General features: G+C 52.4%; 16 protein-coding genes. All 16 read left to right on the top strand.

Going from position 1 to position 14,154, the window contains the following annotated elements; translation table 11 throughout:
- Nucleotides 1-4: 4 nt before the first annotated feature.
- The 16 genes from Xbud_RS19850 (at nt 5) to Xbud_RS14110 (ending at nt 14,143) form a co-directional block, all read left to right on the top strand.
- Nucleotides 5-181 carry a hypothetical protein gene (locus tag Xbud_RS19850; protein ID WP_169923074.1) on the top strand — a complete coding sequence of 59 codons (177 nt, stop codon included), beginning with the start codon at nt 5-7 and terminating at the stop codon, nt 179-181.
- Nucleotides 181-1,413: a phage portal protein gene (locus Xbud_RS14035; RefSeq protein WP_099136642.1), complete on the top strand. Its 1,233-nt coding sequence runs from the start codon at nt 181-183 to the stop codon at nt 1,411-1,413. The genes Xbud_RS19850 and Xbud_RS14035 overlap by 1 nt, the downstream gene beginning before the upstream one ends.
- On the top strand, nt 1,391-2,041 hold the full coding sequence (locus Xbud_RS14040; protein ID WP_099136682.1) for an HK97 family phage prohead protease: 651 nt from the start codon (nt 1,391-1,393) through the stop codon (nt 2,039-2,041). Before Xbud_RS14035 ends, Xbud_RS14040 begins: the two co-directional genes overlap by 23 nt.
- A gap of 12 nt (nt 2,042-2,053) precedes the next feature.
- The gene (locus tag Xbud_RS14045) at nt 2,054-3,265 is read left to right on the top strand and encodes a phage major capsid protein (protein WP_099136643.1); all 1,212 of its coding nucleotides are present in this window, start codon (nt 2,054-2,056) and stop codon (nt 3,263-3,265) included.
- Nucleotides 3,266-3,288: 23 nt separating this feature from the next.
- Nucleotides 3,289-3,591 carry a head-tail connector protein gene (locus Xbud_RS14050; RefSeq protein WP_099136644.1) on the top strand — a complete coding sequence of 101 codons (303 nt, stop codon included), beginning with the start codon at nt 3,289-3,291 and terminating at the stop codon, nt 3,589-3,591.
- 9 nt (nt 3,592-3,600) lie between these two features.
- On the top strand, nt 3,601-3,921 hold the full coding sequence (locus tag Xbud_RS14055; protein ID WP_099136645.1) for a phage head closure protein: 321 nt from the start codon (nt 3,601-3,603) through the stop codon (nt 3,919-3,921).
- On the top strand, nt 3,914-4,303 hold the full coding sequence (locus Xbud_RS14060; protein WP_099136646.1) for a hypothetical protein: 390 nt from the start codon (nt 3,914-3,916) through the stop codon (nt 4,301-4,303). Before Xbud_RS14055 ends, Xbud_RS14060 begins: the two co-directional genes overlap by 8 nt.
- Nucleotides 4,300-4,704 (top strand): HK97-gp10 family putative phage morphogenesis protein, encoded by a 405-nt coding sequence (locus Xbud_RS14065; protein ID WP_099136647.1) that lies wholly within the window; start codon nt 4,300-4,302, stop codon nt 4,702-4,704. The genes Xbud_RS14060 and Xbud_RS14065 overlap by 4 nt, the downstream gene beginning before the upstream one ends.
- A gap of 17 nt (nt 4,705-4,721) precedes the next feature.
- Nucleotides 4,722-5,183, top strand: a complete 462-nt coding sequence (locus Xbud_RS14070) for a phage tail protein (RefSeq protein WP_099136648.1) — start codon at nt 4,722-4,724, stop codon at nt 5,181-5,183.
- Nucleotides 5,180-5,527, top strand: a complete 348-nt coding sequence (locus Xbud_RS14075; protein ID WP_099136649.1) for a phage tail protein — start codon at nt 5,180-5,182, stop codon at nt 5,525-5,527. Before Xbud_RS14070 ends, Xbud_RS14075 begins: the two co-directional genes overlap by 4 nt.
- Nucleotides 5,528-5,754: 227 nt before the next feature.
- Nucleotides 5,755-9,090, top strand: a complete 3,336-nt coding sequence (locus Xbud_RS14085; protein WP_099136651.1) for a phage tail tape measure protein — start codon at nt 5,755-5,757, stop codon at nt 9,088-9,090.
- Nucleotides 9,087-9,422, top strand: coding sequence for a phage tail protein (locus Xbud_RS14090; RefSeq protein ID WP_339353662.1), 336 nt, complete (start codon nt 9,087-9,089; stop codon nt 9,420-9,422). The genes Xbud_RS14085 and Xbud_RS14090 overlap by 4 nt, the downstream gene beginning before the upstream one ends.
- 11 nt (nt 9,423-9,433) lie before the next feature.
- Nucleotides 9,434-10,171, top strand: coding sequence for a phage minor tail protein L (locus tag Xbud_RS14095; protein WP_099136653.1), 738 nt, complete (start codon nt 9,434-9,436; stop codon nt 10,169-10,171).
- Between the two features lie 2 nt (nt 10,172-10,173).
- On the top strand, nt 10,174-10,920 hold the full coding sequence (locus tag Xbud_RS14100) for a C40 family peptidase (protein ID WP_099136654.1): 747 nt from the start codon (nt 10,174-10,176) through the stop codon (nt 10,918-10,920).
- A complete protein-coding gene (locus tag Xbud_RS14105) occupies nt 10,917-11,492 on the top strand; it encodes a tail assembly protein (protein ID WP_099136655.1) in 576 nt (191 codons plus the stop codon). Before Xbud_RS14100 ends, Xbud_RS14105 begins: the two co-directional genes overlap by 4 nt.
- A gap of 17 nt (nt 11,493-11,509) precedes the next feature.
- Nucleotides 11,510-14,143: a TipJ family phage tail tip protein gene (locus tag Xbud_RS14110; RefSeq protein WP_099136656.1), complete on the top strand. Its 2,634-nt coding sequence runs from the start codon at nt 11,510-11,512 to the stop codon at nt 14,141-14,143.
- The last annotated feature ends 11 nt before the right edge of the window (nt 14,144-14,154 follow it).

A 14,154-nucleotide genomic window follows, 5' to 3' on the forward strand; every position in this document is an offset into this window, starting at 1 on the left:
TTTCATGAAAGGATTAATGATTGCTGCCCTGTTGGTTGGGCTGGCAGGCGGCACTTTGCTGTCTTACGGTGCATGGCTGCTGCTACCGGCCGCAGGATTTATGGTTGCCGGCAGCCTGTGCCTCGGCTGGTCGTATCTGGTCTCACGTATGTTGAGCCAGAAACCCGATAAGGAGACCTGATGTTTTTTCCCGGATTATTTTACAAATCCGCCGACCCCATGACCTCCCGTGACTTAAGTGAGCTGATCGGCCTGTCTTATGACTCTTACAGTGGACGGCGGGTCAGTCCGCAGTTAGCCATGCAGCTCACCGCCGTGTTCAGTTGTGTGCGGGTGTTGGCGGAATCGGTCGGCATGCTGCCCTGTTCGCTGTATGAGCAACTGGATCGCGGCAATAAACGGGCAACCCGTGAACGGCTGCATAAGCTGCTGTCGGTAAAACCCAATAACTACATGACTCCGCAGGAGTTCTGGGAACTGCTGATTGCCTGTCTGTGTCTGCGGGGAAATTTCTACGCTTACAAAATAAAAGTACTTGGGGAAGTGGTGGAGTTACTGCCCCTCGATCCGGGCTGCGTCACCTCAAAACTCAATAATGACTGGCAGCCGAAATATCAGGTGACCTTTCCGAACGGAGAAAACCGGACACTGACACAGGATGAACTCTGGCATGTGCGTATTTTTACGCTGGATGGCCTGACCGGGTTAAGTCCGATTGCCTATGCGCGGCAGGCGATAGGGTTAGGACTGGCGACCGAAGAGCACGGTTCACGGTTATTCGGTAACGGGGCAGTCACCAGTGGCGTACTGCAAACGGATCAGGCACTGAAAGACGAGGCGTATCACCGGCTGAAAACGGATTTTGAAGCCCGTCATCAGGGGCTGGTCAACGCTCATAAGCCGATGATTCTGGAAATGGGGCTGAAATGGCATCAAATCAGTTTATCGGCTGAGGATGCGCAGTTTCTGGAAACCCGCAAGTTTCAGCTTGAGGAAATCTGCCGCATCTTCCGGGTACCGTTGCATATGGTGCAGAACACCGACCGCGCCACCTTTAACAACATCGAAAATCTGGGGATCGGGTTTATTAATTACTCGCTGGTACCTTACCTCACCCGCATTGAACAGCGTATCAATGCCGGGCTGGTTAAAACTACTAAACAGGGGCGGTTTTATGCCAAGTTCAACACCGGGGCTTTGCTACGCGGGGACATGAAATCCCGCTTTGAAGCCTATGCCACCGGCATTAACTGGGGCATTTATGCACCGAACGAATGCCGGGAGCTGGAAGAACTCAATCCCCGCGAGGGCGGTGATATTTATCTCACGCCGATGAACATGACCACGAAACCCGAACAAGCCCCGACAAAAGAGGAAGAATCCCATGCCGATGATAACCAAGCAACGGCTTGATATGCCCCTGAGAATCAAATCGGTCAGCGATTCCGGTGAGTTTGAGGGTTACGGCTCAGTGTTCGGACTCAAAGACAGCGCTAACGACATCGTTTTACCCGGCGCTTTTGCCAATACGCTGAAGCAATGGGGCGAAAAAGGCGGCCTGCCTGCGCTGCTCTGGCAGCACCGAATGGATGAACCCATCGGTATCTATACCGAAATGAAAGAAGACGAGACAGGGCTGTATCTCAAAGGGCGACTGTTGATTGATGACGATCCGCTGGCAAAACGTGCCCATGCCCATATGAAAGCAGGATCACTCTCCGGTCTGTCTATCGGCTACATCCTGAAAGACTGGGAATATGACCGGACAAAAGAGGCTTTTTTACTGAAAGATCTCGATTTATGGGAAGTGAGCCTAGTGACCTTTCCCGCCAACGAGGATGCCCGGGTGAGCAACGTGAAATCGGCCTTTGCCCGAGGTGATATCCCCAATCCCAGTCGTATTGAACGGGTCCTGCGCGATGTTGGACTCTCCCGCTCTCAGGCCAGGGTCTTTATGGAGGAGGGCTACGGAGCCTTGTCTTTGCGTGATGCTGAGACCGTCTCGGCATTAACTGCACTGGAATCATTACATTTTAACTAACCGGAGTTTTTGATGGCTATTGAAGTCAAAGATGTACAACAGGTTGCGCAGGAAATTCAGCAGCGTTTCGATGAATTCAGACAGAAGAACGATCAGCGTATTGAGGCAATCGAAGCTCAGAAAGGTAAGTTGTCCGAGCAGGTGGATACCCTGAATGGCAAACTGTCTGAGCTGGACAGCTTGAAATCCGCGCTGGAAGAGGAGCTGGCGGGGCTGAAACGTCCGGCAGGCGGCAGCAATACGCCAGCGGTGAGCGAGCACAAAGCGGCGTTTGCCCAGTTTATCCGCAAGGGCAAAGAAGACGGTTTGTCAGAGTTGGAGCAAAAAGCGATGCAGACCACTGCCGATCCTGAAGGAGGCTATGCCGTCCCGGAGGCGTTGGATCGCAATATTATCAGCGCGTTGAAAGAGGAAGTGGTGATGCGGGCGGAGTGTAACGTGGTCTCCGTAGGCAGCCCGAACTTCAAGCGGCTGGTGAATCAGGGTGGTGCTAACAGCGGCTGGGTGGGCGAAACCGATGAGCGCCCGGAAACTAAAACGCCGAAGCTGACGCCAATCGAACCGACATGGGGCGAGATTTACGGCAATCCTGCCGCGACCCAGACCATGCTGGATGATGCCTTTTTCGATGTGGAAGCCTTTATCTCATCTGAACTGACACAAGAGTTTGCTGAGCAGGAGGAGAGTGCTTTTACCCACGGTGACGGCAAAAATAAACCGAAAGGTTTGCTGGCCTACGGCAGTGATGTGCAGGAAGACAAAGACCGTAAATGGGGTAAGTTACAGCATCTGATGCTGAAAAAAGCGACCGAGGTGACCGCGGATGAAGTCATGCAACTGATCTACACCCTGCGTAAACCGTACCGCACCGGAGCAAAGTTCATGATGAACAACAAAATGCTGTTTCAGGTACGCACTCTGAAAGACAGTCAGGGCAACTATCTGTGGCAGCCGGGTCTGCAACTGGGGCAACCGTCTTCTCTGCTGGGTTACGGTATCGCGGAAAACGAGCAGTTTGCTGATTTGAGCACAGGTGCCGTGCCGATGGCGTTCGGTAACTTCAAACGCTGCTACACCATTTTGGATCGCCTCGGGGTGCGTATGTTACGTGATCCGTACACGCACAAACCGTTTATTCACTTCTACACCACTAAACGGGTGGGTTCTCTGCTGGTGGACAGCAACGCAGTGAAACTGCTGAAAGTAGCAGAAGGTAAGGCCTAACCACCTTATTATCAGGAGAGTACATGCCTTTTCCCACGCTTGATCTGCTTCGGCAGCAGTGCCGTATCGACAGTGATAACCCCGCCGAAGATGATTTATTAAACACGTATTCCCGCGCGGCCATCAAACGGGCAGAAAGCTACCTGAACCGTCGCCTGTATGAGAACGCAGTGCCGGAGGATGATCCTGATGGTCTGCTCGTTATCGACGATGTGGCACTGGCGATTATGTTAATTGTAGGGTTCTGGTACGACAACCGGGAGGCCCAGTCATTACCGATGGGCTTTCAGGCATTGCTGGAACCCTATCGTTTTATTCCGTTATAGGAGAACCACATGAAAGCAGGGGAACTGCGTTATCGCATCCGGTTACTTCGTCCGGTGAGCAGTCGTGATGAACTGGGTTCAGAAATGATCAGTCATCATGATGTTGCCACCGTCTGGGCGAAAGCCGAAGCCCTGTCAAACCGAAAGATCCGTACTGCTGACCAACAACAGGTGGTCGAGGTACAGCAATTTACCGTCAGGCCCCGGCGTGATATCGAACCGGGCTGGCTGATTGAACATCAGGAGCGGAGGTTCACGGTACGCACCATTGATCGCAACCTTGCTGACCGCGCAGTGATTACCACGGAGGCAGATGTGCGTCATGATTGAATCTGAACTTAAAGCCGATTTAGAACGGTTAACGAGCCTGCCGGTTTATCCGTTGATATTGCCCTCGACGGTATTAGAGGGAGTGACCTATCAGCGCATCAGCGATCCCCGATTTAATATCGGGCTGGTGGCTTCGCCGTTAATCGAAGCGCGCTTCCAAATCAGCATTATGGTGCTGAATGATTACACCCAGGCCCTGAGGCTGGAAGCGAAAATCCGTTCCGCATGGGAATCCGTGCAGCATGGCCTGCTCGGTGGTTATCCGGTGCAAACTGTTTCACGCGGGCTCTTGCATCAGGAGGCGGAAGAGCTGACCGGAAATCGCAAGCGTTACCGTATCACACGGGACTTTATCATCACTTACACGGAGAATCCGGCATGATCACAGCACAAACGACGGGATGGGCAGAGCTGGGACGCAAATTGCAGGCGCTGGATACCACTCTCCAGACTGACATGATGCGAAAAGCCGGTAAAGTTGCGATGCAGATTGTACAGGAAGATATGCAGGCTCATGCCGGTTATGACAAGAAAAGCAACGCCGCGCATCTGCGGGATAATATCCTTATCCGCACCACAAAATCCACGAAATATCAGGGGGACGTGATGATCACGGTTGGCCCGGCGAAAACACACCGCATGAAAGCACTGGCGCAGGAAATGGGCACCATCAAACAAGTGCCAAAACCGTTTATCCGTCCGGCGCTGGATTACAACAAACAGGCCGTTTTAAACGTGCTGGCGCGGGAAATCCGTGATGCACTGGACGGTTACAACCAATAAGATTGGAGTAAAACATCATGGCAACGTCCCCTGAATACGCTGTATTGCCGGTAGGTACTTTGGTGAAGTTCGGCAAACCGGGCGATAGCGTGACGCAAATGAAACCGTTAATTAACTGTAAGACACTGGGTGCAACAGGGCTGACCGGCAGTTTTGTCGACTGCACCACCCTGATGGATACCAATAAGCAGTTTATCTCCGATATGCCGGAAGGCCCGGAAAAATCCCTCGGTTTTATTGATGATCCGGCGAACGAAAATTTCGTCTCTTTCCTGAACGCGGCTGAAAAGCGCGAAACCGTGCAGTTTTACATCGCTCTGCCGAATAAACGTACTGCCACGATGGTACTGGCGCTTTCCGGCTGGGAAATGAACGACATTAACGCCCCGGCGAATGAAGTGATCCAGATGACCGTCAAAGGCAAACAAAACAACCTTGTTTGGGGTATCGCAGACATCAAAACAGGAGTGACCCAATGAAAGCACTGAAAGCGGCCTTACTCACTCCGCGTCCGCAGATTAAAGTGGTGGAACTGTTCGGTACTCAAATCAACCTGCGCCGGATGACGGCACTAGAACTGCTGGAGCTGGAAGAAAAAGCTGAAAAGCTGAGTGAAGCGGGAGACGGGCGTGGGGCCTCCCGCCTGAATGTTCAGATGGTATTGGATTGTCTGGTGGATGATAAGGGTAAATCTATTCCCGCCGATTATCTGCCCACCGCAGAGGAATTGATGATCGTCCATGATAACGCCACCCTGATTGAAGCCATCCAGACCGTGAAGCGTCATTCCATCGGCACACTGGAGGAGGCCGAAAAAAACTAATCTACTCGCCGTGGCTGCATTTTGCCTTCACGTTAGCTGAACAGCTCGGTGAAATCGACCCTTATCGTATCTTGTCCTTGCCTGCGTCCACGCTCAACGAGTGGCAGGTCTATTACCGACTGAAAAACCGCCAACAGCCAGACAGTCCGCCTGCTGCATCCGTATCTGCTCCGTGTGATACGGTCCGGGCACAGTGTGATGCTGTCATGAAATTATTGGGTTAAGTTATGGCTAATTTATCGACATTGACGGTCGGCTTGCTGGTTAATGCCACCGCGTTTAAATCCCGGATCATGGATGCCTATCGTTATGCCGGGCGGGAATCAGAACGTTTTACGGATAAGGCGGGATTGGATGCCAAGAAACTGAAAAAGACCTACAGTTCACTGGCATCACATATTAAATCCGTTTCCGGGCAACTGGCGTTACTGGCAGGCACCGGCTTTTCACTGAATACGGTTATCTCCCATACCCGTAAATACGGGCAGGCGTTATCTGACCTGTCCGCCATTACTGGTGCAACAGGCGAGCAGTTAAAGAAACTGGATGAAAACGCCCAACGGATTGGACGTACCACGGAATTCGGCGCAACCCGCATTGCTGAGGCGTTTAAGCTGATGGCCTCAGCAAAGCCAGAACTGCTGAAAAGTACCGAGGCACTGACGTTGGCAACCGAGAAAGCGGTGATACTGGCGCAGGCATCCGGTATTGATTTACCGGATGCGACTCGTGCATTGGCGTTATCGCTTAATCAGTTCGGTGCCAGTGCAGAACAGGCTGACCGCTTTATTAACATACTGGCGGCTGGGGCGAAATACGGTTCTTCCGAAATTAACGAAACGGCGCAGGCCATTAAAAATGGTGGCACCGCAGCGGCACAGGCAGGGATCAGCTTTGAAGAGTTAGGCGCAGCTATCCAGATACTGGCGGAACGTGGCATTAAAGGCGGCGAGGCAGGCACTGCCATTCGTAACGTGATACTGGCGCTGGAACGCTCGACAGACAAAAATCTGAAACCTTCGGTTGTTGGTCTGTCGTCGGCATTGGGATCCCTGACGGGCAAAAACCTCTCGACCGCACAGGCGGTGAAATTATTCGGGCGGGCGAATGTCAGTGCGGCGTCTAATTTAGTCACCGGGCGGGAAAAACTGGAAGAACTGACCCAAGCTCTGACCGGAACGCAGGTCGCTTATGAACAGGTCAGTGCGCGTGCTAATAACCTTGGGGCTGATCTGGATGTGCTGATGAGTGCCTTTGAAGGCATGGCTTTGAAAATCGGGCAGAGTGCTGACGGCTCATTACGTACCGGGGTGCAGGGGGCAACCAATGCGATTAATGCGTTGTCCGAAAACTTTAATCTGGTTGCCAGTGTGGCATTGCATACGTTAATTCCTGTGATGGCGACTAAGCTGACTGCGGGATTACGTGAAAATATGATGGCATGGCGCGCCACCGAAAAAGCAGCTCGTGATGTTGCTAAACAGCAGGCAGAAACCGCAAAACGGACAATTGAACAGGCCAATGCCACGCTGCGTTCAACGGAAGCACAGGGCAGGCACATTCAATATCTGGAAAGAACAAACCGTTTGCACGGTCTTTCCGTCAATTACGCAAAAGAAAAAAGAACCCTGATCCGGCAGGAAACTGAAGCTCTCAAATTGCAAACACAGGCAACCGGGCAACTTGAAGCGGCTAACCGCCGGCTTTCTTATTCCTATCGGGCATTATCTGCCGCCGGGGGAGTTGCCCGTGGCGCACTTGCCATGATTGGTGGGCCATTTGGTGCAGCGATGTTGGCGGGTTCAGCCTTGTATGGATTATATAACCATAGCGTTCAAGCCAGAGAGGGGTTGCGGCACTTAAAGGATGAAACCGTTGAAACGGTGGCTGGACTGCAACGTCTTTCCAGAATTAAGGTGGACGTCGAGCTTGATAAAACTGACGATGATATCAACCAACTGAAAGAAGAACTCAAGCAGATTGATAGCCAACTGGAACGGTATTCTCAAACCCGAATCAAGCGATTACAAAATCGTCAAAAAGGGTTCTTGAGTTTTCTTTATGAAGACCCGAAAGCAGTTGAAAAGCAAGGTCGGGTATTACTCAGTCGGCGAGAAGATGTTCTAAAAGGGATAGAAAATAAAACCGCCAGAAAGAAAAACCTGCAGGCAACATCGGTAGCGGGTATCTTTGACCAGCCACCGTCTGAGCCGCCAAAATACGAGGGGAACGGCACGGGTAATCCGTGGACAGGCCAGGATCTCATCAAAGAAGAGAAACAAGGCAAACAACTACTTAACCTTTATCAGCAGTTACGCAAGGAAATTGAGCAGACCCATGCCATCAGCCTGGATCGCATCCGATTCAGCGAGAAAGAAATGCTGGGTAAAATCCATGAAGTCGGCAAATCGGGTATGGCTTCGGAAAGTGAGCTTCAACGCTTAAAAGTACTCAATGCTGAAAATCACCAAAAACAGCGGCTGGAACTGGCAGAAAAATATGCTCCGGCAGCCGCATTGATCCGGCAGGAAAGAGACGCCAGTGCAGAACTGAAAGCGCTGTATAACGAACGGTTATTAACCGAACAGGAATACCTGTCCGCCAGTAAAACGCTGTATCAAACGTCGATGAAAGACAAATTAGCGGAACAGGCAAAGCAAATTGCCGCCCCGTATCTGGATAGGGCGGGGGAGGTCGATCCGGTTGTGCAACTGCAAAATCAGCTGACTGAGCAACAAGCGCTCTATGACAGCTATTACCGCAATGGCCTTATCAGCAAGGAACGTCATGAACAGTTAATGACTGCTGCCGCTTATCGTTCTAACGGCGCGCAATTGGCTGTCGCTAAAGATTTATACGCCTCGCAAGGGGATTTCCAGAAAATGCAGATGGATCTGCTGGATGTGGTCGAGCAACGTACGGGGAGTGCGTTAACCGGCATGTTGACGGGCACAAAATCCTTTTCAGAATCCATGCGGGAACTGTCGGCCTCACTGGCGCAATCTATTATTCAGGATCTGGTTCGTATTGCAGTACAGGCATTGATCACCAAAGCCCTCTTCGGTTTCTTTGGGGGTGCTATGGGAAGCATGGGTGCCAGCGCATTGTCTTCGGCGGGAGGCGGCCTGTCTTTGATGGGTTCTGGCACAACAATGACCCCGGATGTCTGGAAGAGTCCCATCATGAATGCGAAAGGCGGCGTTTATCAATCTGAGGATTTAAGTCAGTACAGCGGGCAGATTGTCAGTCAACCGACTCTGTTTGCTTTTGCCAAAGGCGGTGGGGTGATGGGGGAAGCCGGCCCAGAAGCGATCTTACCTTTAAAACGGGGTGCTGACGGCAAGCTGGGGGTTCAGGCCACAGGTAGTACGGGCAACCAGACCTTTAACTCCGTCCATATTGTGATCCATTCCGAGGGGACTCATGACACGAAAACATCGAGTGGTGCCGAGTCTGCGGGGCAGGACATCGCGAAATTTGTCGATCAGCGATTCAAATTTTTGCTGCATAAAAGTCTGAGTCAAGGTGGTGAACTCAGTGCTGCGATTAAAGGAGGCCGATGATGATAAAAACCTTTGATTTTCCTGTAAGGATAGGCGCGAGTGGCGAGTTTGAGCCGATTGTACGTGCTGTCCAATTCGGTGATGGTTATAAGCAGACATCCGGCGATGGGATCAACGCGCAGCGCGAAAATTGGCCCTTGTCTTTTGTCGGGACACTGTCTGATATCCAGCCGATTATCGCTTTTTTGCGTGAGCATCAGGGCTGGCGCGCATTTAAATGGCGTAATCCGCTCTCTGAACCGGGATTGTATCAGGCAGGAAAATTCACTGTTCAGGCCAATGGCGTTTATTTCACGCTCTCCGTGACCTTCACCCGTATCTATCATCCGTAAGGGATTTCATCATGACCATGAATGCAACACTTCAGCGGCTTGAGCCGGGAAGTAAAATTGTCTTATTGGCTGTCGATGGCTCGGTATTTGGCGGGCCTGTCTTGTACTTTCACAATCATCCTATCCCTTATACCGAGGCTGAGCTGGAAAATAGCGGGAACTTACCGGTGAAATCTCTCTGGTGGCAGGGTGTAGAATACAAACCGTGGCCCGTCAGCATTGAAGGGCTGGAAGTGACCAGTGATGGAAGGGCGGTATCTCCTACTCTCAATGTGGCCAATCTGGACGGCACGCTCAGTGCATTGTGTTTGGCTTACCAAAACATGGTGCAAGCGCGTGTCACGATCCGCATGACCTTTACGCATTATCTGGATGCGCGTAATTTCCCTGACGGCAACCCGCAAGCTGATCCGAAACAGGAAAAAATCGATGTTTTCTACATCGACAGCAAAACTCAGGAAGATAACGAAAGCATCCAGTTTTCGCTCTCTTCTCCCGCCGATTTACAGGGAATTAAAATTCCGACCCGGCAAATTCACAGCCTGTGTACATGGTGCATCCGTGGACAGTATCGCCAGTCACCGTGTGGCTATACCGGCACCCGTTATTTTAATGAAAGAGGCAAGCCGACTGATGATCCGGCCTCTGATGCCTGTGGGGGATTAATGAGCGATTGTAAAAAACGTTTTGGTGACACAGAGCAATTGCCCTTTGGCGGGTTTCCCGGTTCGGCTTTACTGAGGCGCTAACTATGACAATACTGAGAAAATCGACCACCCGCGCCATTATGGCGCATGCCCAAGCCGCCTACCCGGATGAATGCTGCGGGCTGATCATTCAGCAGCGTCGCCGACAGCACTATCTTCCCTGTCGCAATACCGCACCGTCATCCACGGAACAGTTCCGTATTCACCCGGAGGATTATACTGTTGCCGAAGACCAAGGCACGATTGTTGCCATTGTCCACAGCCACCCCGATGCGACGACACAACCGAGCCCGTTGGATATAGCCCAATGTGATCTGTCACAAACGCCATGGGTGATTGTTTCATGGCCGGAAGGGGATATCCGTACTCTGATGCCCATGGCAGGCATTAAGCCATTAATAGGTCGCCCGTTCGTGCACGGTATTTGGGATTGTTATGCCATCGTGAGTGATTGGTACAAACTGGAACGAACTCTTGAACTCCCTGATTTTGAACGTACCGATGGCTGGTGGGATCGGGGAGAAAATCTGTATATGAAACAGTATGCCGCTGCCGGATTTGTCGCGTGTAGCGGTGAATTACAGGCAGGGGATGTGATCATTATGCAGGTACAGGCCAATGAACCCAACCATGCCGGTGTTTATCTGGGTGACGGCCTGATGTTACACCATCTGTACGGGCAGCTCAGTAAGCGCGAACCCTATCATGGCTACTGGCAGGAACGCACCATCATAACCTTGCGTCACGCATCCGTTTCGGCGGATTTTTTGTTTAGGGGAGTCACATCATGAACACATTACGCACCGTGCGGCTTTACGGTGTACTGGGGACTCAGTTCGGCCGAGTGCATCAACTGGCTGTCTCTACCCCGCAGGAAGCAATCCGGGCATTATCCGTGCTGATGAAAGGGTTTGAACGCTTCCTGCTGACTGCCAAAGAGCAGGGGCTGACCTTTGCCGTGTTTAACGGAAAACGTAATATCAGCCGGGAAGAGCTGGTGTTTTCCGGACAGGACGATATCCGCATTGCGCCAATGATTATCGGCAGCAAAAATGCCGGTGTCTTTCAGACTATTCTGGGCGCGGTCATGGTGGTGGCCGGCACGTTCTTGTGGGCAACCCCGTTTGGTGCGCCGATGGTCATGTCCGGGGTGGGGATGATGTTGGGTGGCGTGGTGCAAATGCTCTCACCGATGCCGGGCGGACTGGCCCGGCGCGAAGATCCCGATAACAAGCCCTCCTATGCGTTCGGGGGACCGGTGAATACGGTTGCGCAGGGCAATCCCGTACCTATTGGCTACGGCAGACGCCGCATTGGTGGCGCTATTATTTCAGCCGGTATCTATGCTGAAGACCAACAATAACGTGCTGAGGATGAAGTATGGAAAAGCAGCCCATTTTGGGTAATAAAGGCGGACGCCAGCAGCCACGCACGCCGGTGGAAGCACCGGACTCGCTGCAATCCACTTCCTATACCAAGATCCTTCTTGCCCTCGGTGAAGGCGAATTTGCCGGCGAGCTGGATGGCCGACGTATTTTTCTGGATAACACGCCACTTATCGGTGCCGATGGCTCGCCTAATTTTGAAGGGGTCAAATGGGAATTCCGTCCCGGTACGCCCCATCAGGCCTATATTCCCGGTATGCCGGCGGTCGAAAATGCCCGAACGGTGAGTGCTGAACTGGTCAACTCGTGGGTCACGACGGTCACCAATACCCAACTGTCAGCGGTTCGCCTGCGGTTATCGTGGCCCCAGTTGCAGCAGCAAAAAGAGAACGGAGACACGGTGGGTTATCGCATTGACTATGCCATTGACCTTGCCACTGATGGCGGCGCTTTCAAGGAAATCCTGAAAACCGCTGTTGATGGCAAAACTACCACCAAATATGAACGTTCCCATCGGGTAGATTTACCCGCTGCTTATTCGGGCTGGCAGGTGCGCCTTCGGCGGTTGACGCCAAAACAAAACAGCAACCGGATCGCGGATGCCATGGTAGTGGAAGCCATTACTGAGGTGATCGACGCTAAATTAAGCTACCCGGAAACGGCCCTGTTATTTATTCAGTTTGATGCCAAACAGTTCCGCAATATCCCGCAAATCACCTGTGAGCCGAAGATGCGCATCATCCGCGTGCCCGCCAATTATAACCCGGACAGCCGCCGCTATTATGGTAGTTGGGACGGCACCTTCAAATGGGCATGGAGTGACAATCCGGCCTGGGTGCTGTACGACCTGATGATCAATGACCGATTCAGTATCGGCATCCGGGTGAAAGCGGAAAACCTGACTCTGGCAAAATGGGATCTGTACACCATCGCACAATATTGTGATCAGATGGTGTCGGATGGTGAAGGTGGCGAAGAGCCCCGTTTTACCTGCAATGTGTATATTCAGTCACAGGAAGACGCCTGGGTTGTGTTGCGTGATATTGCGGGGATCTTCCGGGGGATGACGTTCTGGGCCAATAATAACATGAACGTGCTGGCGGATATGCCCCGTGACAGGGATTATCTCTTTACGGGGGCCAATGTACGTGACGGTAAATTCACCTATGCCAGTGCCAGTGAGAAAACCCATTATTCTACGGCGATGGTGAGTTGGTCTGATCCGCAGAACGGCTATCAGGATGCGATCGAACCGGTGTTTGAGCATCGCCTGATACGTCGCTATGGTATCCGGCAGGCCGATATTACCGCCATTGGTTGTACCCGCCAGAGTGAAGCTATCCGGCGTGGAAAATGGGTACTGTATACCAATGAACACGACCGGACCGTCACCTTCACTGTTGGACTGGAGGGGCGTATTCCTCTGCCGGGTTACCTTATCGGCATATCGGATAATCTGCTGTCAGGAGCCGGCAGAAGTGGGCGTATTCAGGCTGTGCCGAGGCGATATATGCTCACGTTGGATCGGGTGCCATCAGCAAAATCGGGGGACTGGTTGGTCGTCAACCTGCCTTCCGGTAAAACAGGAAAGGATCTCATTACCGCGATCAACGGACAGGACGTTTCCGTGAGTAGCGGTGGCTATGCTTATTCAGATCTCCCGGAGGCGGGGGCCGTCTGGTCCATTGAATCCAGCTATAGCGTGGAACACCCTTTCCGGGTGATGGGTATCAAAGCAGGGGAAGACGGTGTCTCGTTTGAGATTACGGCAGTTGAGCATAACCCAGACAAGTATGCGCTTATCGACAGGAACACCCGTATTGACGAACGCCCCGTGGCTACTCTTCCACCCAGTGTTCAGCCCGCGCCGAAGCATGTCCGTATCGACAGTGATACGGCAATCAATCAGGGTATAATCACTGCAACGTTGCAAATCACATGGGATGCCGCCGACAGTGCCGTGGCCTATGACGTCGAATGGCGTAAAGACAACGGCAACTGGATAACCGCGCCCCGGACGACCGCCCGGCGTCTTGAGGTGCCGAACGTCGATGAGGGTCGTTATGAGGCACGGGTCAGGGCGATGAATGCCGCGGCAATCTCCAGTCTTTGGACGACCACACGGGATACCCTGCTGGAAAGATACACAAGGCCGCCATCGGAACCGCAGTCCTTCCAAACCACGCCGCTACTTTTTGGTATTCGGTTGGACTGGGATTTTGCTAATCCGGCCGATATTCTGCTGAAAACGGAAATTGGCTACAACAAAAGCGGAGAAGATGATGACACGTTGCAGTTCGCTGATATTGCCTATCCGCAACGCACCCACACGTTGCAGGGGCTGACAGCCGGGGAGAAACTGTACTTTCGGGCACGGCTGGTGGACAAATCAGGTCATGCTTCAGCGTGGACGTCTCTGGTCAGTGGCCACGCATCCAATGATACCGGCTGGATAGTGGAAGCCAGTCGGGATCATTTTCTGGATGCCGAAACCGGGCGGTGCTTGCAGGAACAGCTTGCTGAACAGGCCAGAGTCGATACGCGTCACAAGCAATCCGCTGCAGAGAATGCGCAGGCCATTGAGAAATTGCATGACATGCTGAAAGATCTTCAGCAACGCACACGGTAATCTGCTAACGA

The organism is Xenorhabdus budapestensis, assembly GCF_002632465.1.
In the GTDB taxonomy this organism is placed as follows: Bacteria; Pseudomonadota; Gammaproteobacteria; order Enterobacterales; family Enterobacteriaceae; genus Xenorhabdus; species Xenorhabdus budapestensis.

Excerpts from the sequence above, each read along its gene's own strand:
- Xbud_RS14110 (WP_099136656.1), top strand. The coding sequence starts at position 11,510 with ATGGAAAAGCAGCCCATTTTGGGTAATAAAGGCGGACGCCAGCAGCCA.
- Xbud_RS14105 (WP_099136655.1), top strand. The coding sequence starts at position 10,917 with ATGAACACATTACGCACCGTGCGGCTTTACGGTGTACTGGGGACTCAG.
- Xbud_RS19850 (WP_169923074.1), top strand. The coding sequence starts at position 5 with ATGAAAGGATTAATGATTGCTGCCCTGTTGGTTGGGCTGGCAGGCGGC.
- Xbud_RS14060 (WP_099136646.1), top strand. The coding sequence starts at position 3,914 with ATGATTGAATCTGAACTTAAAGCCGATTTAGAACGGTTAACGAGCCTG.
- Xbud_RS14050 (WP_099136644.1), top strand. The coding sequence starts at position 3,289 with ATGCCTTTTCCCACGCTTGATCTGCTTCGGCAGCAGTGCCGTATCGAC.
- Xbud_RS14075 (WP_099136649.1), top strand. The coding sequence starts at position 5,180 with ATGAAAGCACTGAAAGCGGCCTTACTCACTCCGCGTCCGCAGATTAAA.
- Xbud_RS14045 (WP_099136643.1), top strand. The coding sequence starts at position 2,054 with ATGGCTATTGAAGTCAAAGATGTACAACAGGTTGCGCAGGAAATTCAG.
- Xbud_RS14100 (WP_099136654.1), top strand. The coding sequence starts at position 10,174 with ATGACAATACTGAGAAAATCGACCACCCGCGCCATTATGGCGCATGCC.
- Xbud_RS14090 (WP_339353662.1), top strand. The coding sequence starts at position 9,087 with ATGATGATAAAAACCTTTGATTTTCCTGTAAGGATAGGCGCGAGTGGC.
- Xbud_RS14055 (WP_099136645.1), top strand. The coding sequence starts at position 3,601 with ATGAAAGCAGGGGAACTGCGTTATCGCATCCGGTTACTTCGTCCGGTG.
- Xbud_RS14065 (WP_099136647.1), top strand. The coding sequence starts at position 4,300 with ATGATCACAGCACAAACGACGGGATGGGCAGAGCTGGGACGCAAATTG.
- Xbud_RS14095 (WP_099136653.1), top strand. The coding sequence starts at position 9,434 with ATGACCATGAATGCAACACTTCAGCGGCTTGAGCCGGGAAGTAAAATT.
- Xbud_RS14040 (WP_099136682.1), top strand. The coding sequence starts at position 1,391 with ATGATAACCAAGCAACGGCTTGATATGCCCCTGAGAATCAAATCGGTC.
- Xbud_RS14035 (WP_099136642.1), top strand. The coding sequence starts at position 181 with ATGTTTTTTCCCGGATTATTTTACAAATCCGCCGACCCCATGACCTCC.
- Xbud_RS14085 (WP_099136651.1), top strand. The coding sequence starts at position 5,755 with ATGGCTAATTTATCGACATTGACGGTCGGCTTGCTGGTTAATGCCACC.
- Xbud_RS14070 (WP_099136648.1), top strand. The coding sequence starts at position 4,722 with ATGGCAACGTCCCCTGAATACGCTGTATTGCCGGTAGGTACTTTGGTG.